Here is a 21,507-nt window from a genome sequence, read left to right as displayed (position 1 = left end):
ACGTTGTCGTGAAACGGGATTACCGATATTGGAAGCAATTCAAGGAAGAACTGCTAAAGGCTGCGCCGGGGCTAGGCATCGATAAGCTGGGCGTGACGACGGCAGAGCCTTTCCATGAATTGAAGGAACGGCTGCTTCGGCACCGCGAGCGGGGGCACGAATCCGGCTTCGAGGAGCCGGATCTCGATTTGCGGACAGACCCGTCGCTGCATATGGCGGAAGCGAAGTCCATCATCGCGATCGCGGTTGCTTATCCGTCGAAGCTGAAGAACGCGCCTGTATCCGAACCGGGTCGCAGGCGCGGCATATTGTCGCGCTCCGCTTGGGGCGAAGATTATCATCAAGCGCTTAGACGACGGATGGCGAACCTGTCCGAGTGGCTTCTGGCACGGGAGCCGGAGGCCAAGCTACTGTCGATGGTCGATACCGGCGCCTTGTCGGATCGCGCCGTGGCCGAGCGGGCCGGCATCGGCTGGAGCGGCAAAAACTGCTCCGTCATCAACCCGGAGCTAGGCTCGTGGATTTACTTGGGCGAGATCATTACCAGTCTTCCGCTGCCTCCTGACAGCTCCCTCCCGGACGACTGCGGCGACTGCACGTTATGTATCGACGCATGCCCGACCGGGGCGCTCGTCGGACCGGGACAGCTGAACGCCCAGCGATGCATCTCCTTCATTACTCAGACGAAGGGCTTCGTCAGCGACGAGATGAAGCTGAAAATCGGCAATCGTCTTTATGGCTGCGATACTTGTCAGATCGTCTGCCCCGTCAATCGTAAAATCGACATCCGCCATCATCCCGAGCTTTTGCCCGACCCGGAAGTGGTCAAGCCGCTGCTGCGTCCGCTGCTGACGATGGGCAACCGGGAATTCCGCGAGAAGTTAGGCTCGAGCTCGGCGGCTTGGCGAGGACGCAAGCCGATCCAGCGCAACGCGCTGATCGGGCTGGGCAACTTCCGCGATGCGGAATCGGTTCCGGACATTGTTGCCGTACTGCGAGACGATCCGCGTCCGGAGCTTAGGGAAGCGGCCGCCTGGGCTCTTGGGCGCATCGGAACTTCGGAGGCGCTGGACGGGCTGCGCGGAGCGCGAAGCAAGGAAGGGAGCGTCGAAGTGTTGGACGCTATCGACAGAGCGCTCGAACGAAAGAGCGATCAATAGTTTATTTCCGAGGAAATGAGAGGCATTTCATCGTTCGCGCCTTCATTTCCTCTTCTTTTTTGCCGAAATAGTGTGTAAGCATGAACAACGAGATCGAGGCAGGAGAGAGAATATGAAATTAGTCGACATAGAGACGGTTGAACCGGGACAATATTTGGGCAAGACGATTTTTTCCTCGAATGGAGCCGTATTGCTCTCCACCGGCGTGCAGCTTACCGTATACATGATCAGCACGCTTAAGCGTCTGGGCGTTACGACGATCTATATCGACGATCCGATGTTCCGAGATATTTCACATGAAGAGCTGCTGTCGGAAGAGACGAAACGCGCGGTCATTCACCAAATGTCGGAAACGTTCGAGCAGCTGCGCTCGGGCAAAAACTTCAGCTCGAAGGCGATCGGCCAGACGGTCGACGATCTGCTGGAGGATGTGATGCAAAATCAGAATCTGATGATTCAGCTGTCGGATATTCGCACCGCCGACAACGCGATGTTCCTTCATGCGATGAACGTTTGTACGATGGCGTCGTTGGTGGGCTTAAATATGGGCTTGAATATGATCCAACTGAAGGAGCTGGCTATGGGAGCGCTGCTTCACGATATCGGCAAGCTGGGCGCTCCGGAAGTTCAGGAAGGCCGTATGCATCATGCTTGGCGGGGATTCGAGCTGCTTAAGAATAAGAGGGAATACAGCCTGCTCGTCGCGCATGTCGCATTCCAGCATCATGAGGCGATTGACGGAAGCGGCGCTCCGCGCGGACTGACCGGAGACGACATTCACACCTATGCGAAAATTACGGCCGTCGTCAATATGTACGATAATATGATCTATCCGTCCGGAGACGAGAAACCGTTATTGCCTCACGAAGCGTGTGAACGCATGAACGCTTTTTCCGGAACTTTGCTGGATCATGAGGTGCTCGTCCACTTTATGCGAATTGTGTCGATCTACCCTAACGGCATCTCGGTCAAGCTGTCCACCCGTCAGACGGGCGTTGTCGTCGGACAGCACCGAGGGCTGCCGGGACGGCCAGTCGTTCGCGTCATCGACAAGGAAGGGGATGAAGCGGTCGGCTATAACGAGATCGATTTGGCGCAGCATACGACCGTGTTCATCGAAACCGTGCTGGCTTGAGGAGCGGCGTGTAGGCAAACCTGCGACTTTTTGACCGCCTCAATAAGCTATCGTTTGCGCACCTTGTTCGGCCATGCTATCATAATACAGCAGCCCTGCTCGACGCATTGCGGCGTTTGCAGGGTTTTATTTTATGAAATTCGGAGGGTGTTTCGGAAATGTGGTCCTATATTATTCCGATTGTGACGTTAATCGTCGGCATAGTCGTTGGTTTCATCATCGGAGTGTTCTACTTGCGCCGCCAGATGACCAAGATGCAGAGCAATCCCGAGATGCTGCAAAAGATGGCCAAGCAGATGGGATATAACATGAACAACCAGCAGATTGCGAAAGCGCAGCAAATGATGAAAAATCAAAATAGCGGCGGCAAGGCGAACCCTGGGGGAGCCCAAAACCAGAACCGCAACAATCCGAAGTTCCGCAGATAGGAAGGGAGGCGTTGTCATGGCGGGAGCGAAAGATTACTCTAACAGTCATGTCGGGCAGAATCGCGAGCAACTCGAATTTCACGTTCGGGAAATTTTAAAGCTGATCGGGGAAAATGTCGAGCGCGAAGGCTTGCTGGAAACCCCGGCTCGCGTTACGCGGATGTACGAGGAAATTTTTGCAGGCTACGCGGTAAACCCCAGAGATGTTCTCGGGGTTACCTTCGACGAGCAGCACGAGGAATTGGTAATCGTTAAAGATATTGTTTACTACAGCCAATGCGAGCACCATATGGCGCCCTTCTTCGGAAAGGCGCATATCGGCTATATTCCGAGCGGCAAGATCGCCGGACTGAGCAAGCTGGCCAGACTCGTCGAAGCGATCTCCAGAAAGCTGCAGGTGCAAGAGAGAATTACTTCGCAAATCGCGGACATTCTGGAGGAGGTGCTTCAGCCGCACGGCGTCATGGTTGTCGTCGAAGGCGAGCACTTGTGCATGTGCGCGCGCGGCGTGAAGAAACCGGGCAGCAAGACGGTCACTTCTGCGGTACGCGGCGAATTCCGTAAAAGCCCTGCGCTTCGTTCGGAGTTTCTGGAATTGCTTAATCGATAACAATACGACAGTATTAACGCCTGCGAGCGATCGCAGGCGTTTTTTCTATGATGCCAATGAGCGTACATCAGCCTGCTCGCATAGCCGCCAAGCAGGCGAAATTCCCGCTCACGTAACAGTCCGGTCGGCGAGCAAAGATGGGACTTTCGAATGATATTGCATCATTCCTTCAAGTTCACCTATGCGAATTGCTCAGCCGTAAGCAACGGCAACATCAAACGGCGAGAAAGAAACGATAATTGGAGATGAAGGAGAAAATAAGGGGTTTAAGGGATGTTTATTGTTAGACCTTAGCGTATATGGCAAATATAGATTTGAGGGTGGGCTTAGGATTGGGTATGCTGAAATCGATGTCGGACAATTTCTGTTATACGACATTCGAATCAGGTCTTAAGAACCTGAAAATCCCATAATTCATGTGGCGACACCTAAATATTAGGCTAATTCACTCAAATCCACAACGCTTCATCTTCCCTTTTCTTCCTTTTAAATCCATAATCGGCTAATCTGCCATAAATTCCGACAAAGTTTCTTCGACAAAATCAGGGGCCGCTTTATTGATCAGTTCGACGGTATGCAAATAGCGCTGCGTCGTATTGATGTGGGAATGGCCTAGCGTCTCTTGGACCTGCTGCAAAGTCGCTCCTTTAAGCAATGCCAGCGTCGCGTTCGTATGCCTTAACCAATGCGGGGTCGGCTTTTTCGAACGAATGCTTTGTTTTCCTGCGTCTCGGATGATGCGTTCGATCTGCCTTGCCGTAATCGGGAATACGGTTGCCGCCGGGTCCCGCGTGGAATCGTTACCCCCGACCATACAGCGATAATTCTGAAAAATAGACCAGAGGCTTGAGGGAATTTTGACATCTCTGCTCTTGCCTCCCTTTCCGTTTTTTACATGCAGCCATACTGATTTCTCAAGCGGATCGGTATGGAAGTCTTCCCATTGTACGGCGATGAGCTCGGAGACTCGAAGTCCCAATGTAACGAGCGACAATCCGATCAAATAGTTGCGGAAGCTCTGACATTGGAGCTGATTCAATAAGCTGCCGACCTCTCCCTTGGTCAAATAATGCTTGCGGCTTGTGACGCGCACTTGCGGAAGACGGATGGAGCTTGTCGGATTATAAGGGAGGAGGCCAACGTTAATATCGCTCCCCCACTTATACAATGATTTTAGCGGAGCGATCAGCGCGGCGACGCTTGCGGGAGCGAGAGGCTTATTTCGAAAACTGGAGGCTCCGCAAATCAGGCCTAATTTGTAGGCTTCTATTTCTCTCCACGTGACATCCCGAAGCGACATATGCGAGACGAAGGTTCTGAACATTTGGATAGCCCTGCTGTAATTCCGAACCGTATGGGGAGAGTAACTGCATACGGCAAGAAACATTTCAACGATCTGGTCGTCGCCGATATTTGTTCCATTGGCGTAAGCGCCGTTACCTTCCATTGAGCTTGCAGCCTGCGCTGTCAACATCGTGGTATTCATAAACTGATCCTCCTCTAGAATGTCGTATAACAGAAATTGTCCGACATCGACATAGTGGGTAACGTCCAATATATCGGCTAGACCTGGCGAACATTGAATCGGGGCAGGTGCAAAAAGGTGGTAGGAGCCTTGAGAGCAGTAGGAGATTTCCCCCATCATTTCGATCATACCTCCGATATTTCGGAGATGATGAAGCTGTTGCGGCACAAGCACGAGGACACATACCATCACTGCGTTCGAGTCGCCCTGCTGAGCGAGAAGGTAGCTTCGGCGATGGGAATGGATTCGGCAAGCGCACAGAAGCTGCTCAGAGGCTGCTTCATCCACGATCTCGGCAAATTGCTCGTTCCGACCGCGATTCTGGATTCCGTCAATCCGTTGACGGAGGAACAGTGGGCTCTGATAAGACGCCATCCGGAGTACGGAACGGACATTCTGAAGGATAGGGGAGAGCGGGATGCCGATCTGGTTCGCTTGGTGCTGCACCACCACGAGAGATGGGACGGCAAAGGCTATCCTTGCGGATTGGCGGGAGAGCAAATTCCGCTATTCGCAAGAATCTGTTCGGTCGTCGACGCCTTCGATACGATGATGTCGCCGCGGCCTTATCGCCGCCGCAAGAGGTTGGAGGAAGCGATGGAGGAACTGCGAAGGAACGCCGGAACCCAATTCGACGCCGCGGTGGTCAACGCCTTTATTCCTTTGGGGGCTGAAGTGGCTCCGCTCTATTTTTCGAATTACGATAACGAGGATTAGCGCTTGCCCGCACAGGGGAAGTTAAGCCATATTCAAAAAGAGATAACGGGAAGCGACCTGGCGAGATAAGCCCGGTCGCTTTTTGGCTTCGGACAAAAGACCATAAGAAGAAAGCCAAAATGGTGCTGTCTGCGAGTGCGGCATTTCGTATAAGATGAAAATAAGCTTTGACTACGTTAATTCTATTGGAGGAATACAACAACATGGCAGATTCATCGAAAATTCGCATCGGCCTAATCGGTGCAGGCAATATCGGCAACGTTCACTTGCAGGAGTTTGGCAAGCTTGGCGCGGAGTGCGAGTTCGTCGCAATAACGGACGCCTATTTGCCTCTTGCGGAACAACGGGCTCGGGAGTACAACATTCCCGTCGTTTCTCCTTCGCCGGAGGAGCTCATTCGCAGAGAGGACGTCGATGTGGTGATCGTCGCCGTTCCGAACCAGGCTCACGCGCCGCTGACGATTCTGGCACTGGAAAGCGGTAAGCATGTGCTCGTAGAAAAGCCGATGGGTCTGGACTCCGCTGCGGCGAAGGACATCGTTCGGGCGCAGCAGCGCACCGGCAAGACGGTTATGGTGGCGCATCAGATGCGTTGGGAGCCTCTTTCTCTGAAGGTGAAGGAGCAGGTGGAACGAGGAGAGCTTGGCCGCGTCTATACGGCGAAGACAGGCTGGTACCGCCGCAAGGGCATTCCGGGCTGGGGAACGTGGTTTACGCAGCACAATCAGTCCGGGGGCGGCCCGCTGATCGATATCGGCGTGCATATGCTGGATCTGGCGTTTTTCTTGATGGGCGAGCCGAAGCCGGTATCGGTATACGGCTCCACCTACGCGGAATTCGGTCCAAAGAAAAAGGGCATCGGAACCTGGGGCAAGCCGAATTGGAACGGTACGTACGACGTCGAGGATTTGGCGACGGCGATTATCAAAATGGAGGACGGCACTTCGTTGACGCTGGAAGTCAGCTGGGCGGTTCATATGGATACCGACAGCGCACCGTTCCTGCATCTGATGGGCTCCGAGGGAGGCGTCGCGCTTCGCGGGAACGAGGGCAAGTTTCTGACCGAACGGTTCGACCAGGCGATCGAGGCGCCGCTCACCGCGCCTGCGGACGATGAAGGAGCACGCGTCCGCCTCAGCCGTCATTTCCTGGATTGCGTAAGAACGGGCAAGCAGCCTTGGACTTCCGCAGAGACGGGCCTGCGTAGCAACCTGATCATTGACGCGATCTACGAATCTTCCCGCACAGGCGGAGAAGTGAAGCTCGACTGGAGTTTGTAAGGAAGCTTATACGCCAAGAAAGCCCCCGGACCGGGTACGGTTCGGGGGCTTTTTTTAGGATCGTTTCGGGCGAAGGTTTAAAAAAGGGAAGGATGCCAAAGAATAACACTTACATTTTCAACGAGTCTCATCTCTAAAATTGGTGGTGAAAGGCATTATGTTTCTGTTCGGAAGAAAAAAGAGAAGGCGATCATCGGAAGGCGGGGAACAGCCCTGGCATTCCGCCGATCGGCTGAACGACTCTGTCGTCGACGGAAATCTGGAGCGCATCGTGGGGCAGATTAACGGGGTGCTCGGGGAGAACGACGATTTTACGATTCGCAGGTTCCAAGTATTCGGCCGATTTCCCGCAGCAATGCTTTTTTACCCTAATATGATCGATATGACCAGCGTGAATTCGGAAATTCTAAAGCCGCTGATGTACGGGCCGCCGCACGCGGAACAGCTTCCCGAGGAAGGGAAGGAGCTGTGGGATTTCCTGCTGGAAGCGACGCTTTATCATAGCGATGTCCGCTCGGAGACGCTCGTCGCCAAAGTTGTCTCCGACGTTCTGCGCGGGCAGACCGCTGTCGTTATCGAGGGCGTGGAAAAAGCGCTGCTATTCGGAACCCGTACCATCGACAAGAGATCCATAGACCAGCCTGCCACAGAGCAGGTTATTCGCGGGCCGCGCGAAGGCTTCATCGAATTGCTGTCGACGAACATCTCGCTGATCCGCTATCGCCTCCAAACGCCGGATTTGCGCGTGAAGACGATGGAGATCGGCAGGAGAACGCAATCTAAAGTTGCGATCTGCTACATGCATGACATTACGAATCCGGAGCTCGTGAAGGAAGTCACGAGAAGACTGGAGTTGATCGACGTCGACGCCATTCTGGATTCGGGCTATCTGGAGCAATACATCGAAGATAATCAGCTATCTCCGTTCCCACAGGTCCAGTACACCGAAAGACCGGACAAGGTGGTAGCCAATCTGTTGGAGGGCCGGGTGACGCTGATCGTGGACGGCTCGCCGCTGGCGCTGGTCGTACCGACCGTATTCAGCCAATTCTATCAGGCGGTCGAGGACTACACGGAACGGTTTCTGTTGATGAGCGCTATCCGCTGGGCCAGACTGATCGCGCTTGTGTTCTCGCTTGTCTTTCCGTCGCTCTATGTGGCGATCATCTCGTTTAATCCCGAACTGATTCCGACGGAGTTCGCGGTGGCCGTGGCGGGAGGCCGTGCTGGGGTCCCGTTTCCGGCGATCGTAGAAGTGCTGGTCATTGAAATCTCGATGGAGGTGCTCAGGGAGGCCACGATTCGGCTGCCGCAGCAGGTCGGCGGGGCATTGTCCATCGTCGGCGTGCTCGTCGTCGGTCAGGCGGCGGTCGCTGCCGGCTTCGCCAGCCCGATTACCGTCGTCATTATCGCGCTTACGACGATCGGCTCCTTTGCCACCCCGGCTTACAATGCGGCATTGGCGCTGCGCCTGCTGCGTTTTCCGCTGATCGTGCTGGCCGGAATTTTCGGACTGTACGGCGTGATGATCGGTCTGATTCTAATCGCCAACCATCTGTTGTCGCTCAAGTCGTTTGGCGTTCCGTACTTGAGCCCGCTCGTCCCCGGCAGCCCTAAGGGGATGAAGGATCTATTCCTGCGCGGTCCGTTCTGGTGGATGAGTACGCGGCCCAAATTTCTGTACCCTGGAGATAAAATTCGAATAAGCGACAAAACGGTCGAAGACTTGAAGAAGCCCCCCAACAACGCGCTAGAGCCGTCGAAAATGGAGAACCCCTGAGAGAGGTGAGGGTATGAAGCAAGCAAGAAGCATTACGACGGTGCAGGTCGCCGCGATTATGACGAGTACGATTATCGGCGTCGGGGTGCTGCCAATTCCGCTGTTCGCCGTGAGAGGAGCGGATTCCGGCGCCCCTCTCGTCACATTGCTGGGAGCCTCGGTCGCTTTCGTCGGCCTATTTCTCATTGCCCGGCTCGGCATGCGGTTTCCGGGTCAGTCGATCGTTCAATACGGCGAGGTCGTCATCGGCAAGTGGCTGTCGTGGATCGGAAGCATTGGCATCATCGGCTTCTTCGCGATCCTGACGTCGCTTACGGCGCGGGAATTCGGCGAAGTGGTCATTACGTCGGTATTAACCGAAACACCGTTGGAAGTAACGGTAATCGTGATGCTAATGTTGGCTGCGATCTCCACCCGCAACGACATTACGACGTTCGCCTACATTCACCTCTTTTATTTTCCCCTGCTGATCGGGCCGGCATTGCTGATCGTCGCTTTATCGCTGAAGAATGCCGACATGGTCAATCTACAGCCGATTTGGGGCAATTCCCATAAAGACATGCTGGCCAGCGTATTGACGATCGCTTCGCTGTTCCAGGGAGGGTTCATCATTACATCGGTCATTCCGGCCATGCGCGAACCGCGAAAGGCAATGATGGCGAGCATGATCGGACTCGTCATCGCGGGCGGCTTGTACGTGACGATCGTCGGGGCGACCGTTGGCGTATTCGGTTCGGAGGAGACGAAAAATCTGCTCTGGCCGACATTGGAGCTGGCCAAGGCGACGTCGCTGCCGGCCAACGTGCTGGAGAGGCTCGATGCCGCTTTTCTGGCGGTATGGGTAACCGCTGTGTTCACGACGCTGTTTTCCAGCTATTATTTGGCGGTCAAAGAGCTGAGCAAGCTGTTTCGTCTGCAGGACCATAAGATGTTCTCCTTTTTTCTGCTGCCCGGGGTGTTCTCCATGGCGATGGTGCCCTACAACATTTTACATATGTATGAAATTATCCAGAACGTGGGACGAATCGGCTTGTTCGTGACGATCGCATATCCAGGGTTACTGCTTGTCGTCGCCATTCTCCGGAAAAAGAGAGGGGAGCCAAGTGAAGAGCGGTCTGCGGGTTAGGCGACTGTTGTTGTCCGCGTTCGCGGCGTCTGTCGTCCTCCTGTTGACGGGCTGCTGGGACCGTCTGGAGATTGAGGACCGGGCCATCGTGCTGGGCATATCCGTGGACAACGCGGCGCCTGGCGCAGCCGATAAAGAGAGCGAGATCTCCCATACGGCAGAGGGCTTTCCGGTTCCCGACGTCAACATGATTCGCATTACCGTACAGATCGCCTTGCCAGGTAAAATCCCGCTCGGTCCGGGGGAAAGCGGCGGAGGAGGCAGAGGTTCGGAGCAGACTGTATGGGTTGTCGGAACGGAAGGACACACGGTCGACGATGCGATCATGAATTTGCAGCAGCAAATCTCCGGTAGGCTCTTTTTCGGTCACCTGCGCGTCATCGTCGTTTCCGCAGACGTTGCAAGCCTGGGGATGCAAAATATTAACGACTATTTTCACCGCAATCCCGAAGTTCGAAGAATGGCCTGGATGATGATCTGCAAAGGAAGCGCGGAGAAGCTGATGCGCGCGGCGCCCGAGCTGGAACGGGTTCCGGCGCTGTACTTGATGTCGACGATGGACAATGCCGTAAAGCTCGGGAAATTTCCCGAAAACTACGTCGGCATGTACTGGAGCAATTCGGCCAAGCAGGGCCAGGAAGGCTATCTTCCCTACGTGGAGCTGAAGAAGGAACAAAATATCGAAGTAAAAGGGATGGCTTACTTTAAGGACGACAAGCTTAAAGGTATGACCAAGCCGTTTCAGGTCGCCGCCTATATGTCGATTAAAGGAATGAACCCGGCCGGATACAGAGGGGTCGTCAAAATCGGCGGGGATTCCGAAATGGTCATGATCTACGCGACGTCGCGAAGATCCAGCATCAAGGTCAGGATACAGGACGGCGAACCGATCGTTAACGTGGCGATCTTCACAGAGATCAATCTGGAAGAGAAGATCAACGATCAGTTTACGATCAATGATTCCGCCTCTCTGACCCAGATCGAGAAACAGGACGAAAAGTCTCTGAAGCTCGAGGTGGAAAACTTGATTCGCGAAATGCAGGAGAAGGGGGCCGACATCTTCGGGTTCGGCGAATACGTGCGCGCCAAAAAGCCGGGCTATTGGAACGCCCGAATTGGCTCGAAGGATCGCTGGCAGAGCGCGTTTAAGGAATTGCGCGTCGAAGTCGAGGTCAATTCGAAAATACGAAGGATCGGCATGAAGGCGAAGTAAGTAAACGAAGAGGTCGGAAAGGGGAGCGGCGAATGCTGAGAAGCGGAGGTTACGGAGGCTCGCTTGGATACATTGTCCCTCTTTGTATCCTAACGGGACTGTTTATTCTCCGTTGGGAAATCGTTATGTACCAGAAATTGAAATTGAAGCGCGAAAAAAAATTCGCCAAGGCGCTCGGTTGGATTAACGTCGTCGCGGGAGTCGGCTTGTACATCGGGAACTGGTTTTTCACCAGGCTGCTCTGATTAACGCAGGCCATAGCGTAAAGCAGGAATGTCGGGCGCTATGGCCTGTGATTACAGCTGCGAGGATCAAACGGGTTCCAGATTGCGATCTCCTCTGTGAGCATGAAGGGATTGATCGAATCATACCTTCTTGTGAACGCTTTCGAGGAATGCGACGGTTCGGGAGACGTATTCCTCTGTATGTGTGCGGTAGATCATTTCGTGTATCGCTCCCGGAACGACCCACAGCTGCGACAAGCCGTTCGTCTGCGCCTGGGCGACGTTCTCTGCAATATAGACCGGGGCTTTGTCGTCGGCTGTGCCATGAATCATAAGAATCGGAAAAGGATAGGCCGTCGTTTGCGCCTTTGCTGAGGGAACTTCGTCCAGATTCACCCCGCCCATCAGCGGAAGAAACAGGCGCAGCAAGGGAATCGTCGGATATTGCGGAAGCTGGATATACTGATTAATGTTGGCGTAAAGGGTATGCTCGTCGGGAAGAAAGGTGCTGTCCAGAATCATGGCATCGACCTGTTCGTCTTGCAGAGCGGCTTGGAGCGCCGTTCCGGCTCCCATAGAGAAGCCCCAGACGATCAGTTCGTCGCTGCCTTGGGAGCGGGCGTACTGCAGAGCCCCGGCCAGCTGCCGGGACTCGGAGACTCCGCCGGTCGCAGGCAACGGATGCAGCGAGCTGGCGTAGCCGTAGTCGAACATTAGAACGTTATAGTGCATGCCATTGAGAAAGCTGGCAAGATCGTACATCGGAACCCAGGGCTCCTCCCGGTTCGTTCCGTAGCCATGGCTCAGCACGACCGTTCTGCGGCTGTCGGACGCGGGAATCCACCAGCCTTCGACCTGCGTAACGCCGTCCGCGCTTGGAAACACGACATCGGAATAGGCGAGATTTTTGGCAAGCATCGGATTTGAGCCGATCGACACGATCGGCGGATAGGAGAACAAATAAGCGGCATAGGCATGAAATGCGATAAACAGCCCTGCTAACAAGCAGGAGAAGGCGATAAAGACGTTAAGCGCGATACGGCTCAGTCTGAATGAGGCGGCGCGACGATAAGACGGTACGGAAGCAGGAATAACAACCGTATCCGATCCCGCGTATGGAAATGGCGTAGACAATGAGGTCATGGGGATCGCCTCGCTTTTCGCGTTTCTGAGATTCTTCTTATTTTTATCGTAGAAAAAGCTGCGGCAAGCGTCAATGAGCGGCGACGAGTTGTAAATACTACGTAATCAAATTGTAATAAAGCGCTTCCAATATTTACGGAATTGCAAGTTTGCGTTATAGTGGTTGTAACAGGGTTTCATAGAGTGAAACGGTTGCAAAGGGGATATGGACCATGGAAGAGGAGAAAAAGACGGTTCGCGCCGTGGAGAGAGCGCTGGACGTACTGCTTTGTTTCGCTTCGGGCCATGAATGGGGGCTGACGGAAATTGCGAACAAGGTGGGCCTCCATAAGAGCACCATCCACCGTTTGCTGGCGACGCTTGAGGATAAAGGCTTCGTGACGCGAGATCCTTCGACGGAGAAATACCGTCTGGGGCTCAGCATACTCGAATTGTCCGCGCATCTGTCGCGCTCGGACGATCCCTCGGTCATGCTGCTTCCGGAGATGGAGCGGCTGCGGGATCAACTGAACGAGACGATCAGTCTATACGTCCGGGACCGGACGGAGAGAGTGAGAATACAGGCGGTGCAGAGCACGCAGGCGATACGCAGAGTCGCGACGGTAGGAGCGAGACTTCCGCTGTCCGTAGGCGCGTCCAGCAAAGTGCTGCTCGCCTTCGCCGATCCCGGCGTGAGGGACGCGGTACTGTCCGATCCGGCATGGCCCGCGCAGTTGGAGCGCGAATCGATCGCGAAGCAGCTGGACGATATTGCCGCCGCCGGGTACGCGACCAGCTTCGAGGAACGCGAGCCGGGAGCGGCCGCTGCGGCTGCGCCGATCTTCAGCCGGTCGGGAAAACTCGTTGCGGCATTGTCCGTCTCCGGACCGTCAAACCGGCTAACGCCGGATCGGATGCGCGAGTACGCTCCTGCGATCATCGAAGCAGCGCATCGTATGGGGACGATACTTGGATAGCTGAGTTGCGTATGGCATGCCAAAAAGGATCTCGAACTCCACTTAGCGCTTGGCAGTGGAAGTCGAGGTCCTTTTCTTAGGCGTTATTTGGCGTTGATTCGTTCCTGCACGCGCTTAGGCGCGACGGAGGAAGCTTTGGCGCCGAGCTGCTTCCAGTAAATCTTGTAGTGGGACTTGGCCGCAGATTTCTGTCCCAGCGACCATTCGACGTCGGCCAGGTTGAGATAGGCGACAGTGCGGGAAGGGACGAGCTTGACGACGTTGGCCAATACCAGCTTCGCTTTTTTGTTGTTCCCGGTCAGAGACAGGAAGAAGCCGTAATCGTTCAGAATGCCGACATAGGCGCCAAGCGTCAATCGCGACTTGACGTAATCCGAGTCGGCGGAGCCGACGATGGTTTCTTTGGCAAGTTTGCCATCTCCGTAATCCAAGATGCCAAAGGCATCGCCGTATTGTGTCAACCCGTATTCAAGATATCGGATTGCGTTAGCGGTGTTTTTCGCTTTGTGCTGCTGCATCGCTTTCTGGTGGGCCAGCTTCAGCGTTGGCGCAGCTAGCGTGTAGGCGGCTTCATACGCCCAAGGGTATTGGGGAAAGTCGAACTCGGTCTGCGCGATCAAGCCTTCTATATCCTTTGCCTTGAGCAGAGCGGCTTTCTCCTCGTAATAGCTTTCCGTCGGATCGGCATACTCGTGATTGACGACGTAGAAGCTGTCTCCCGCCCATTCGAGCTCGATCCAAGACTCGAACGCTGAATAAGGCGCTTGACTCCATACATAAACCATATTGCCCTCAGTGGAATAATCCAGCTTGGCCGTGTTCAGGAACATATCGCCGCTTTCGCTGGTTGCCGCCCGATCCAGCAGTTTAAGGCTTGACGCATCCTCGTTAGAGGCCACAAGTACTAGCTCGATCCATTCATAGTTATGAATAAAGGAAATGAATTGCCGCGTAAAGCCTTTAGGATAATTGCCCAGATCTACTTCATAGATGCTGCTAGCCGTAATCGCCACCGCATCCTCCGCCAACAATTGGATCTGCTCCGTGATGAACGGCGCTATTTTTTCGTATAGCTTCGTCCCGTCCTCCAGCTCTGCGAGACTGATCGATTCGAAGGCAGCGCTCTCGCTCTCGCCGGCGGCTGCCGCGGAAGGGAGGTGCGACAACCCTAGCCCGGAGAATGCGAACAGCGCCAGCGTACAGCCCAGAAGCCATTTTCGCCAAATTTTCATACATTACCGCCTTTCAATGATAAGCTGATCTTTATTTATCGGCTTTCGGCTCCAGTTTTTTTAGAAAATCGACCGCTTCCTGCAGCGTGGATATTTTAACGAGCTTAGGTTTTAGCTTCAGCTTGTCAACCGTCTTCTGGGCCAATGTCCAGTTCGAGTCGTTCTTCGCATTAAAGGGGACGAGGAAATAGTCGGCCTCCTCCTTGTTCGCCGCCATCAGCTTGTAATTAATTCCTCCGATCAGGCCGACCGTGCCGTCCGCGCTGATCGTTCCCGTCCCGGCGATGCGATATCCTCGAGTCAAATCCTCGCCGGTCAGTTGGGCGACGATCTCCAGCGTCATCATGAGTCCCGCGGAAGGACCGCCGGTATCCGCGAAGTCGAATTGGACCTGATCCGGCGGGGTCACCTTCAGGACCGTTTCGTTCACGAATCCGATTCCCGTGCGATTATCGGGCGACATGGAAACCAGAGGGACGGTTGCCTCGAACGTATCTTTGCCTCTTGATCCGCCGACCTTGACTTTTTCCCCGGCTTTCTTAGCCGTTAAGTATTCGGAAAGCTCCTTGGCCGTCGCGATCGGTTTATCGTCGACTTGCGTAATGATATCGCCTTCCTGCAAGCCGTTGTCTCGAGCTTCCGATTGCGGCAGCAGCGACATGACAATAACGCCCTGCGGCTTGACGTCGAGCTCCCTGTCCATCGCCGTATAGGCGGCCAGCAAAGCGTTCGCTTCGGAGCTGTCGCGCATATAAGACATCAAGTTGCGGTAAGCGGTCAGGTTGGTGGCGCCCCCGGTAGCGACCTCCAATTTTTCAATATCCATCTCGGGATTTAACCAAGCGTAAATCAGGTCGTAAATACGCGGCTTCGAATAAGTGGCGACAGTGGTGAACAGAAAGGCGCCTTTCTCTTCGAGCTTGTGACCCGTGTCTACGCGCGGCTGCAGCGGATCGGCCGATCCGGGACCGTACAGCATGTAGGGCCACGTCTTTATGTAGGAGAAGACAACTAAAAAAAAGACGGCCAAAAGAATGAGGGCTGTCCGGTATTTCCGTATCCATGATTGTCGCTTGTAGGTGTCCAAAACCGGGGTCGCCTCCATCATCATTATCGTTGTTGTTAATCTGTACGTTGTTCCTATTATAACTTATGACGGGCGAGGGAAACAAAAAACGAAAAGGGCAAATTTGAATGTTTTCCGAGCAAATCCAAAAAAAGGCGCGGGGATTGTCTCCCCGCACCTCTTGTTCATGCTATCGAGCTTATTGAGCCATCATCTGGCGCAATACTGTTTGCAGAATGCCGCTGTTGCGGTAGTAGTCAACGTCGACCATCGAATCCAGACGAACGATTACGTCGAACGAGAACGTCGTTCCGTCTTCGCGTGTCGCGGTAACGGAGATCGTCTGGCCAGGAGTAACGTCGTTGCTCAAGCCGGCGATGTCGAACGTCTCGCGTCCGGTAATGCCGAGCGTCTTCCAGCTTTGACCGGCAGGGAACTGCAGCGGGAGAACGCCCATGCCGACGAGGTTGGAGCGGTGAATCCGCTCGAAGCTTTCGGCGATGACGGCTTTGACGCCGAGCAGGAACGTTCCTTTAGCTGCCCAGTCGCGGGAGCTTCCGGTTCCGTATTCTTTGCCGGCGATGACGACCAGGTTCGTGCCGCTGTCCTGGTACTTCATCGAAGCGTCGTAGATGGACATCACTTCGTCCGTAGGCAGGTACGTTGTAACGCCGCCTTCCGTGCCCGGAGCCACTTGATTCCGAATACGGATGTTAGCGAACGTGCCTCTCATCATCACTTCATGGTGACCGCGACGGGAGCCGTACGAGTTGAAGTCTTTTCTCTCGACGCCATGCTCGAGCAAATATTTGCCCGCAGGGCTGTCGGCTTTGATGTTGCCGGCCGGCGAGATGTGGTCCGTCGTAACGGAATCGCCCATCAGCGCCATGACGCGAGCAGCTTTGATGTTCTGAATATCGCCCGCTTGCGGAGCGAGATCCTTGAAGAACGGCGGATTCGCGATATAAGTGGACTTCTCGTCCCACTCGTACAGCTCGCCTTGCGGAACCGGAATTTGGTTCCACTGCTCGTTCTGCGTGAACACGTTTTTGTATTTGGCGCGGAACATGTCCGGGTTAAGCGAAGCGGAGACCGCTTGCTGAATTTCTTCGTTCGTCGGCCAGATGTCCTTCAGGTACACCGGCTTGTTGGCGTCGTCGTAGCCGATCGGCTCCGACGTCAGATCAACGTTGACGTTGCCGGCGAGCGCGTAAGCGACGACAAGCGGCGGAGAAGCCAGATAGTTTGCTTTGACCTGTGCATGTACGCGGCCTTCGAAGTTACGGTTACCGGACAGAACCGCCGCGACCGTAAGATCGTTATCGGCGATTGCGGCGCTCACTTCGTCCGGAAGCGGACCGGAGTTGCCGATACAAGTTGCGCAGCCGTAGCCCGCAACGTAGAAGCCGAGCTTCTCGAGGTAAGGCAGCAGGCCGGCGTTTTTCAGGTAGTCGGTAACGACAAGGGAGCCCGGAGTAAGGGAAGTCTTGACGTAAGCCGGCTTCGTCAGGCCGCGCTCGACCGCTTTCTTGGCAACGAGACCGGCGCCGATCATAACGCTTGGGTTGGACGTGTTCGTACAGCTGGTGATCGCAGCGATAACGACTGCGCCCGTGCTGAGCTTGCTCGTCTCGCCGCTTGGGTGCTTCACTTCGGCCGACTGCTCGATTTGAGCGTCGCTCAAGCCGAAGCCGCCTTTGTCGATCGGCGTGCGAATGCTTTCGTTGAACGATTGCTTCATCGCCGTCAGCTCTACGCGGTCTTGCGGACGCTTAGGTCCAGCCAAGCTAGGCACGATCGTGGACAGGTCAAGCTCGATTACGTCGGTGAATACAGGGTCCGGAGTTTCGTCCGTGCGGAACATGTCTTGCGCTTTGTAGTAGCTTTCCACGAGCGCGATTTGATCTTCTTCGCGTCCTGTCAGTCTCATGTAGTTCAACGTCTCGCTATCGACCGGGAAGAAACCGACCGTTGCGCCGTATTCCGGAGCCATGTTCGCTACCGTCGCACGGTCCGCAAGGCTGATGTTGGACAGGCCCGAGCCGAAGAACTCGACGAACTTGCCGACAACGCCTTTTTTACGAAGAATTTGCGTAACGGTCAAGGCAAGGTCAGTCGCTGTAGCGCCTTCCGCCAGCTTGCCGGTCAGTTTAAAGCCGATAACTTCAGGCATAACGAAATAAAGCGGCTGGCCGAGCATGCCTGCTTCGGCTTCGATACCGCCCACGCCCCAGCCCACGACGCCAAGACCGTTGATCATCGTCGTATGGGAGTCGGTTCCAACGAGGGAATCCGGGTAAACGTCGGTTACGCCGTCTTTTGTTTTTGTAGCGGCAACGGAGGCCAGATACTCCAGGTTAACTTGGTGAACGATACCCGTCGCCGGAGGAACGGCGCGGAAGTTGTCGAACGCCGTTTGGGCCCAACGCAGGAAGCGATAACGCTCTTCGTTGCGCTCGAACTCGACGTCCATGTTGTATTGCAGAGCGTCCGGGCTGCCGAATGCGTCAACCATGACGGAGTGGTCGATAACGAGATCGACGGGAACGAGCGGGTTGATCTGCTTCGGATCGCCGCCAGCTAGTTTAACGGTTTCGCGCATAGCCGCCAAGTCGACGACGACGGGAACGCCGGTGAAGTCTTGCAGAACGATACGCGCCGGGATAAAAGGAATTTCCTTGTCCTCGCGACCTTCGCTCCAAGTAGCCAATTGCTTGACGTGCTCTTCCGTGATGCCGCGACCGTCAAATTGACGAACCGCCGCTTCGAGCAGCACCTTGATGGAGAATGGAAGCTTGGAGACCGGGCCTGCGCCTTGCTGTTCCAGAGCCGGCAGGCTGAAGTAACGGTAGGATTTTCCGGAAGACTCCAGCTGGGCTTGCACTTGATAAGGGATTTTAGACAAGTGTATAACCTCCTTGATTCGAATCTGTAGATCAGTTCGTATTTTTGCGCAATCGTCGTCTAATTGAGAATGAGTTTCATTCTATGAAACGCGATTTCAAAAATACTCTATGCATTCAGTATACCTTGTCAAAGCGGCTCCGTAAAGTCATTTCAGTCCATCTTGAAGCGTCTTATAGAGGAAAGAAAACCTGAATAAGGGCATTCATGATCTCTGCTCGCGTGCTTGCGGGGGGAAAACCGGGTAAACGGTATTCGCTCTTGCCAGGGCTGGCATCTTGCCGAACGTTTCACTTCGAACTTCTATAGAATGCCGCAATCGGGCGCGGGTAATGCTGACGCATGGAATGGGCTTTTCCGGCATAGGATGAAGTGGCGCAATCTGACGACGGCTTGTCAAGAAACGGAATCGGAGGTGGTCTCCATGCCCGGCGAGGATATAGATTGGAAGCAGGCTCTGTTCGAGTACGTCAACGTGATCAATGCGGCATCTCTTGGGACGGATCTCCGCAAGCTGGGGGAGATTCCGGACAGGGAGCATCGGGAGCGGCTGAATGAGAGGGCGCAGCTTGCGGCGCGCAGGGATGCGAGGTGGGCGATACGGACAGCCCGCAGCGAAATGAGGGTGAAAATCGAGCGCTATCAGTCGGCGCGCGGCGAGGTTGCGGCCGATCTGTCGATCCATCTCGTGCGCTTGATGGAGCAGCGGAATCAGGTGTGGTCGGAGGAGCGAGTGGAGAGGGAAAGGCTTCGTTTTGTCAGGGAGGGCAAAATCTGGCGACTGACGACGGTGAGGCCGCTTCCAGGCGAACGGCCGGGAGAGCTGGCGGCGGAGGAACTGGATGAAGTTCACGATCCATGGGACGGGGAGAAGAAAGCCGCTGCGCCTTCTGTGCCGTACTTGAATCCGAATGCGGTTTATGGATCTAAGTCCTCTAAGGTATACGCGGGGGCGTATGCAACAAGCGACGACGGTTGGGGTTACGGGGGGATTGGCAGAGGCACTCCTTATTTAAGGGAAGAAGCGGTCGCCTACGCCGAGAGATGGTGGAATGAACCGAATCCCGCTTACGAGAACTTCGAGGTCAACTGCACGAATTATGTCTCCCAGTGTCTCTTTGCAGGGGGCGCGCCGATGAATTATACTGGGAGAAGGTCTTCGGGCTGGTGGTATAAAGGTTATTCCGGCAAGGAAGAAGTGTGGAGCTTCAGTTGGGCGGTCGCTGCCGGCCTGCAGCAATATTTGGCGGTTCCGCGCGCGTTGGGCCTCAGGGCGGAAGCCGTATACGATCCGCGGCAGCTCAAGCTCGGCGACGTAATCTGCTACGACTGGGATGGAAGCGGCCGGGTCGGTCACAATACGATCGTTACCGCGTTTACGCCGGACGGCATGCCGCTTGTGAACGCGAACACGGTAAGCAGCCGCCACCGCTACTGGGACTATAAGGATTCGTATGCATGGTCGGAGAGAACCCGCTATTATTTTTATCATATTGCGGATGAGTTTTGATGTGTCAGCATTGTTCGGAGTTGACGAACAGCGAAGTTGTGGATAGGTTGGCGAACAGAAAAGCAGGGTTTGCGCGGGAGAGCGGTCGTCCTCGCTTCTTTCGGAGAAAGAGGGTCGGCACGGGCGACAAACGCCGATAAGCCGGAGGGATTTGAAGCTATGGGAAACAAAATACGCGTCGGACTCGTGTACGGAGGGCGTTCGGGCGAGCACCAGGTATCGCTGCAGACCGCCCTTGCCGTATTGAAGGCGTTCGACTACGACAAGTATGAACTAATTCCTTTCTATATTACGCCTAAAGGCCAGTGGAGATCGGGGCCTCTGCTCAGCGCTCCTCCGAACGCCGTTGCGGAATTGCAATTCTCGACGGAAACGGAACCGGGGAACGAGGAGGCGGGCGGAAAGCTCGCGTTGCTGCCTGTTCTGCAGGGCATGTCTGAGAAGGTGTTGACAGAGGGCGCTCCGGCCAGCGACGGCAAGGCGATCGACGTCATGCTGCCGCTGCTGCACGGAACTTTCGGCGAGGACGGCACTATCCAGGGAATGTTTGAGATGGCGGGCTTGCCTTATGTGGGAGCGGGAGTTCTGGCTTCCTCTGTCGGGATGGACAAGGTGGCGATGAAAACGATGTTTGCGCAGGCGGGTTTGCCGCAGGTAGGCTATCGGCATTTTATTCGATATCAATGGAAGAAAGACCGCGAGACGGTGCTGGCCAACATAGAGGAGTTGGGCTATCCTTCCTTTGTAAAGCCGGCCAACCTAGGGTCCAGCGTCGGGGTGTCTAAAGCTCGCAATCGCGAAGAATTGGTCGCGGCGATCGAGGAAGCGCTGCGTTTCGACCGCAAGGTAATCGTCGAGGAGTTCGTCGACGCGCGCGAGATCGAAGTAAGCGTGCTGGGCAACGATGACCCGCGTGCTTCCGTTCCCGGCGAGATCGTCAGCTCGAACGAATTCTACGATTATAAAGCGAAATATATCGATGGCAAATCGATGATGGTTATTCCGGCGGAGATTCCGCAGGAGACGGCGGATGCCGTACGCAGCATGGCCGTGCGGGCGTTTCGTTCGATCGACGGCTCCGGCCTGTGCCGCGCTGACTTTTTCTTGCGGCGCAGCGACGGCGAGCTGTTCATTAACGAGGTGAACACGATGCCGGGCTTTACTCCATACAGCATGTACCCGCTGATGTGGAAGGAGTCGGGCGTCTCTTACCGCGAGCTGCTCGACACCTTGATCCAGCTTGCGCTGGAGCGCTTCGAAGAACGCCAGTCCATCGACTACGGCGGCGGAGAGTAAATTCGTGAGGCAGCGAACGGATTTTGTTCGCTGCCTTTGTTGTTGGCGTGGGGGGAATAAGCACGAAGGTGCGGCTGGGCGACTGGCGATGGCGAATAAGACCGCCTCGCGTACTTAAAGTGCCGGCAAGGCGACTGGCGGTGGCGAATAAGACCGCTACGCGGACTTAAAGTGCTGATTTGGCCTCAGGTGCAGCGAATAA

The 21,507-nt window shown here is 55.0% G+C and carries 18 protein-coding genes; 13 read left to right on the top strand and 5 right to left on the bottom strand.

Features of this window, described 5'->3' with window-relative positions:
* The first annotated feature begins 8 nt into the window (after positions 1-8).
* From queG to folE, 4 genes are all read left to right on the top strand, one after another.
* Positions 9-1,160 (top strand): tRNA epoxyqueuosine(34) reductase QueG, encoded by a 1,152-nt coding sequence (gene queG, locus DFP98_RS26880; RefSeq protein WP_181917975.1) that lies wholly within the window; start codon positions 9-11, stop codon positions 1,158-1,160.
* Positions 1,161-1,272: 112 nt separating this feature from the next.
* On the top strand, positions 1,273-2,295 hold the full coding sequence (locus tag DFP98_RS26875) for an HD-GYP domain-containing protein (RefSeq protein WP_116063725.1): 1,023 nt from the start codon (positions 1,273-1,275) through the stop codon (positions 2,293-2,295).
* 158 nt (positions 2,296-2,453) lie between these two features.
* Positions 2,454-2,723, top strand: a complete 270-nt coding sequence (locus tag DFP98_RS26870) for a YneF family protein (protein WP_116063724.1) — start codon at positions 2,454-2,456, stop codon at positions 2,721-2,723.
* A 16-nt stretch (positions 2,724-2,739) separates the two neighbouring features.
* Positions 2,740-3,333, top strand: coding sequence for a GTP cyclohydrolase I FolE (gene folE / locus DFP98_RS26865; protein ID WP_116063723.1), 594 nt, complete (start codon positions 2,740-2,742; stop codon positions 3,331-3,333).
* 502 nt (positions 3,334-3,835) lie between these two features.
* Here the strand turns inward: folE and DFP98_RS26860 are convergent.
* Positions 3,836-4,819 (bottom strand): tyrosine-type recombinase/integrase, encoded by a 984-nt coding sequence (locus DFP98_RS26860; protein WP_116063722.1) that lies wholly within the window; start codon positions 4,817-4,819, stop codon positions 3,836-3,838.
* Positions 4,820-4,948: 129 nt separating this feature from the next.
* Here DFP98_RS26860 and DFP98_RS26855 point away from each other — a divergent pair, with 129 nt between their 5' ends.
* The 6 genes from DFP98_RS26855 to DFP98_RS26830 all read left to right on the top strand — a co-directional run bounded on the left by DFP98_RS26855 (position 4,949) and on the right by DFP98_RS26830 (position 11,219).
* Positions 4,949-5,575 carry an HD-GYP domain-containing protein gene (locus DFP98_RS26855; protein WP_116063721.1) on the top strand — a complete coding sequence of 209 codons (627 nt, stop codon included), beginning with the start codon at positions 4,949-4,951 and terminating at the stop codon, positions 5,573-5,575.
* A gap of 203 nt (positions 5,576-5,778) precedes the next feature.
* Positions 5,779-6,855, top strand: a complete 1,077-nt coding sequence (locus tag DFP98_RS26850; RefSeq protein ID WP_116063720.1) for a Gfo/Idh/MocA family protein — start codon at positions 5,779-5,781, stop codon at positions 6,853-6,855.
* 157 nt (positions 6,856-7,012) lie between these two features.
* The gene (locus tag DFP98_RS26845) at positions 7,013-8,635 is read left to right on the top strand and encodes a spore germination protein (protein ID WP_116063719.1); all 1,623 of its coding nucleotides are present in this window, start codon (positions 7,013-7,015) and stop codon (positions 8,633-8,635) included.
* Positions 8,636-8,648: 13 nt separating this feature from the next.
* A complete protein-coding gene (locus DFP98_RS26840; protein WP_116063718.1) occupies positions 8,649-9,761 on the top strand; it encodes a GerAB/ArcD/ProY family transporter in 1,113 nt (370 codons plus the stop codon).
* Positions 9,739-10,974, top strand: a complete 1,236-nt coding sequence (locus tag DFP98_RS26835; RefSeq protein WP_246016769.1) for a Ger(x)C family spore germination protein — start codon at positions 9,739-9,741, stop codon at positions 10,972-10,974. Before DFP98_RS26840 ends, DFP98_RS26835 begins: the two co-directional genes overlap by 23 nt.
* A gap of 32 nt (positions 10,975-11,006) precedes the next feature.
* The gene (locus DFP98_RS26830) at positions 11,007-11,219 is read left to right on the top strand and encodes a CLC_0170 family protein (RefSeq protein ID WP_116063717.1); all 213 of its coding nucleotides are present in this window, start codon (positions 11,007-11,009) and stop codon (positions 11,217-11,219) included.
* A 120-nt stretch (positions 11,220-11,339) separates the two neighbouring features.
* On the opposite strand, the gene DFP98_RS26825 is transcribed toward DFP98_RS26830, so the two are convergent.
* Positions 11,340-12,341 (bottom strand): alpha/beta hydrolase, encoded by a 1,002-nt coding sequence (locus tag DFP98_RS26825; RefSeq protein ID WP_116063716.1) that lies wholly within the window; start codon positions 12,339-12,341, stop codon positions 11,340-11,342.
* A 212-nt stretch (positions 12,342-12,553) separates the two neighbouring features.
* On the opposite strand from DFP98_RS26825, the gene DFP98_RS26820 reads away from it, so the two are divergent.
* Positions 12,554-13,297, top strand: coding sequence for an IclR family transcriptional regulator (locus DFP98_RS26820; protein WP_116063715.1), 744 nt, complete (start codon positions 12,554-12,556; stop codon positions 13,295-13,297).
* 83 nt (positions 13,298-13,380) lie between these two features.
* On the opposite strand, the gene DFP98_RS26815 is transcribed toward DFP98_RS26820, so the two are convergent.
* The 3 genes from DFP98_RS26815 to acnA all read right to left on the bottom strand — a co-directional run bounded on the left by DFP98_RS26815 (position 13,381) and on the right by acnA (position 18,506).
* Complete coding sequence (locus tag DFP98_RS26815) at positions 13,381-14,529, bottom strand: tetratricopeptide repeat protein (protein ID WP_116063714.1); 1,149 nt, start codon at positions 14,527-14,529, stop codon at positions 13,381-13,383.
* Positions 14,530-14,560: 31 nt separating this feature from the next.
* The gene (locus DFP98_RS26810; protein WP_220377175.1) at positions 14,561-15,508 is read right to left on the bottom strand and encodes a YlbL family protein; all 948 of its coding nucleotides are present in this window, start codon (positions 15,506-15,508) and stop codon (positions 14,561-14,563) included.
* Between the two features lie 286 nt (positions 15,509-15,794).
* The gene (gene acnA / locus DFP98_RS26805; protein ID WP_116063712.1) at positions 15,795-18,506 is read right to left on the bottom strand and encodes an aconitate hydratase AcnA; all 2,712 of its coding nucleotides are present in this window, start codon (positions 18,504-18,506) and stop codon (positions 15,795-15,797) included.
* A gap of 417 nt (positions 18,507-18,923) precedes the next feature.
* On the opposite strand from acnA, the gene DFP98_RS26800 reads away from it, so the two are divergent.
* On the top strand, positions 18,924-20,009 hold the full coding sequence (locus tag DFP98_RS26800; RefSeq protein WP_116063711.1) for an amidase domain-containing protein: 1,086 nt from the start codon (positions 18,924-18,926) through the stop codon (positions 20,007-20,009).
* A gap of 159 nt (positions 20,010-20,168) precedes the next feature.
* Positions 20,169-21,305: a D-alanine--D-alanine ligase gene (locus DFP98_RS26795; protein ID WP_116063710.1), complete on the top strand. Its 1,137-nt coding sequence runs from the start codon at positions 20,169-20,171 to the stop codon at positions 21,303-21,305.
* The last annotated feature ends 202 nt before the right edge of the window (positions 21,306-21,507 follow it).

Source organism: Cohnella phaseoli (genome assembly GCF_003386235.1).
In the GTDB taxonomy this organism is placed as follows: domain Bacteria; phylum Bacillota; class Bacilli; order Paenibacillales; family Paenibacillaceae; genus Cohnella; species Cohnella phaseoli.
Note: the sequence above shows the minus strand (reverse complement) of the source record. Positions and strands in the feature narration are given on the sequence as shown.

What these genes read in the sequence shown, in the direction of transcription:
- DFP98_RS26825 (WP_116063716.1), bottom strand. Translation starts at nt 12,341, where the DNA reads ATGACCTCATTGTCTACGCCATTTCCATACGCGGGATCGGATACGGTT.
- DFP98_RS26800 (WP_116063711.1), top strand. Translation starts at nt 18,924, where the DNA reads ATGCCCGGCGAGGATATAGATTGGAAGCAGGCTCTGTTCGAGTACGTC.
- DFP98_RS26810 (WP_220377175.1), bottom strand. Translation starts at nt 15,508, where the DNA reads ATGCTGTACGGTCCCGGATCGGCCGATCCGCTGCAGCCGCGCGTAGAC.
- DFP98_RS26845 (WP_116063719.1), top strand. Translation starts at nt 7,013, where the DNA reads ATGTTTCTGTTCGGAAGAAAAAAGAGAAGGCGATCATCGGAAGGCGGG.
- DFP98_RS26860 (WP_116063722.1), bottom strand. Translation starts at nt 4,819, where the DNA reads ATGAATACCACGATGTTGACAGCGCAGGCTGCAAGCTCAATGGAAGGT.
- DFP98_RS26850 (WP_116063720.1), top strand. Translation starts at nt 5,779, where the DNA reads ATGGCAGATTCATCGAAAATTCGCATCGGCCTAATCGGTGCAGGCAAT.
- DFP98_RS26820 (WP_116063715.1), top strand. Translation starts at nt 12,554, where the DNA reads ATGGAAGAGGAGAAAAAGACGGTTCGCGCCGTGGAGAGAGCGCTGGAC.
- folE (WP_116063723.1), top strand. Translation starts at nt 2,740, where the DNA reads ATGGCGGGAGCGAAAGATTACTCTAACAGTCATGTCGGGCAGAATCGC.
- DFP98_RS26875 (WP_116063725.1), top strand. Translation starts at nt 1,273, where the DNA reads ATGAAATTAGTCGACATAGAGACGGTTGAACCGGGACAATATTTGGGC.
- DFP98_RS26870 (WP_116063724.1), top strand. Translation starts at nt 2,454, where the DNA reads ATGTGGTCCTATATTATTCCGATTGTGACGTTAATCGTCGGCATAGTC.
- DFP98_RS26830 (WP_116063717.1), top strand. Translation starts at nt 11,007, where the DNA reads ATGCTGAGAAGCGGAGGTTACGGAGGCTCGCTTGGATACATTGTCCCT.
- DFP98_RS26795 (WP_116063710.1), top strand. Translation starts at nt 20,169, where the DNA reads ATGGGAAACAAAATACGCGTCGGACTCGTGTACGGAGGGCGTTCGGGC.
- DFP98_RS26815 (WP_116063714.1), bottom strand. Translation starts at nt 14,529, where the DNA reads ATGAAAATTTGGCGAAAATGGCTTCTGGGCTGTACGCTGGCGCTGTTC.
- DFP98_RS26840 (WP_116063718.1), top strand. Translation starts at nt 8,649, where the DNA reads ATGAAGCAAGCAAGAAGCATTACGACGGTGCAGGTCGCCGCGATTATG.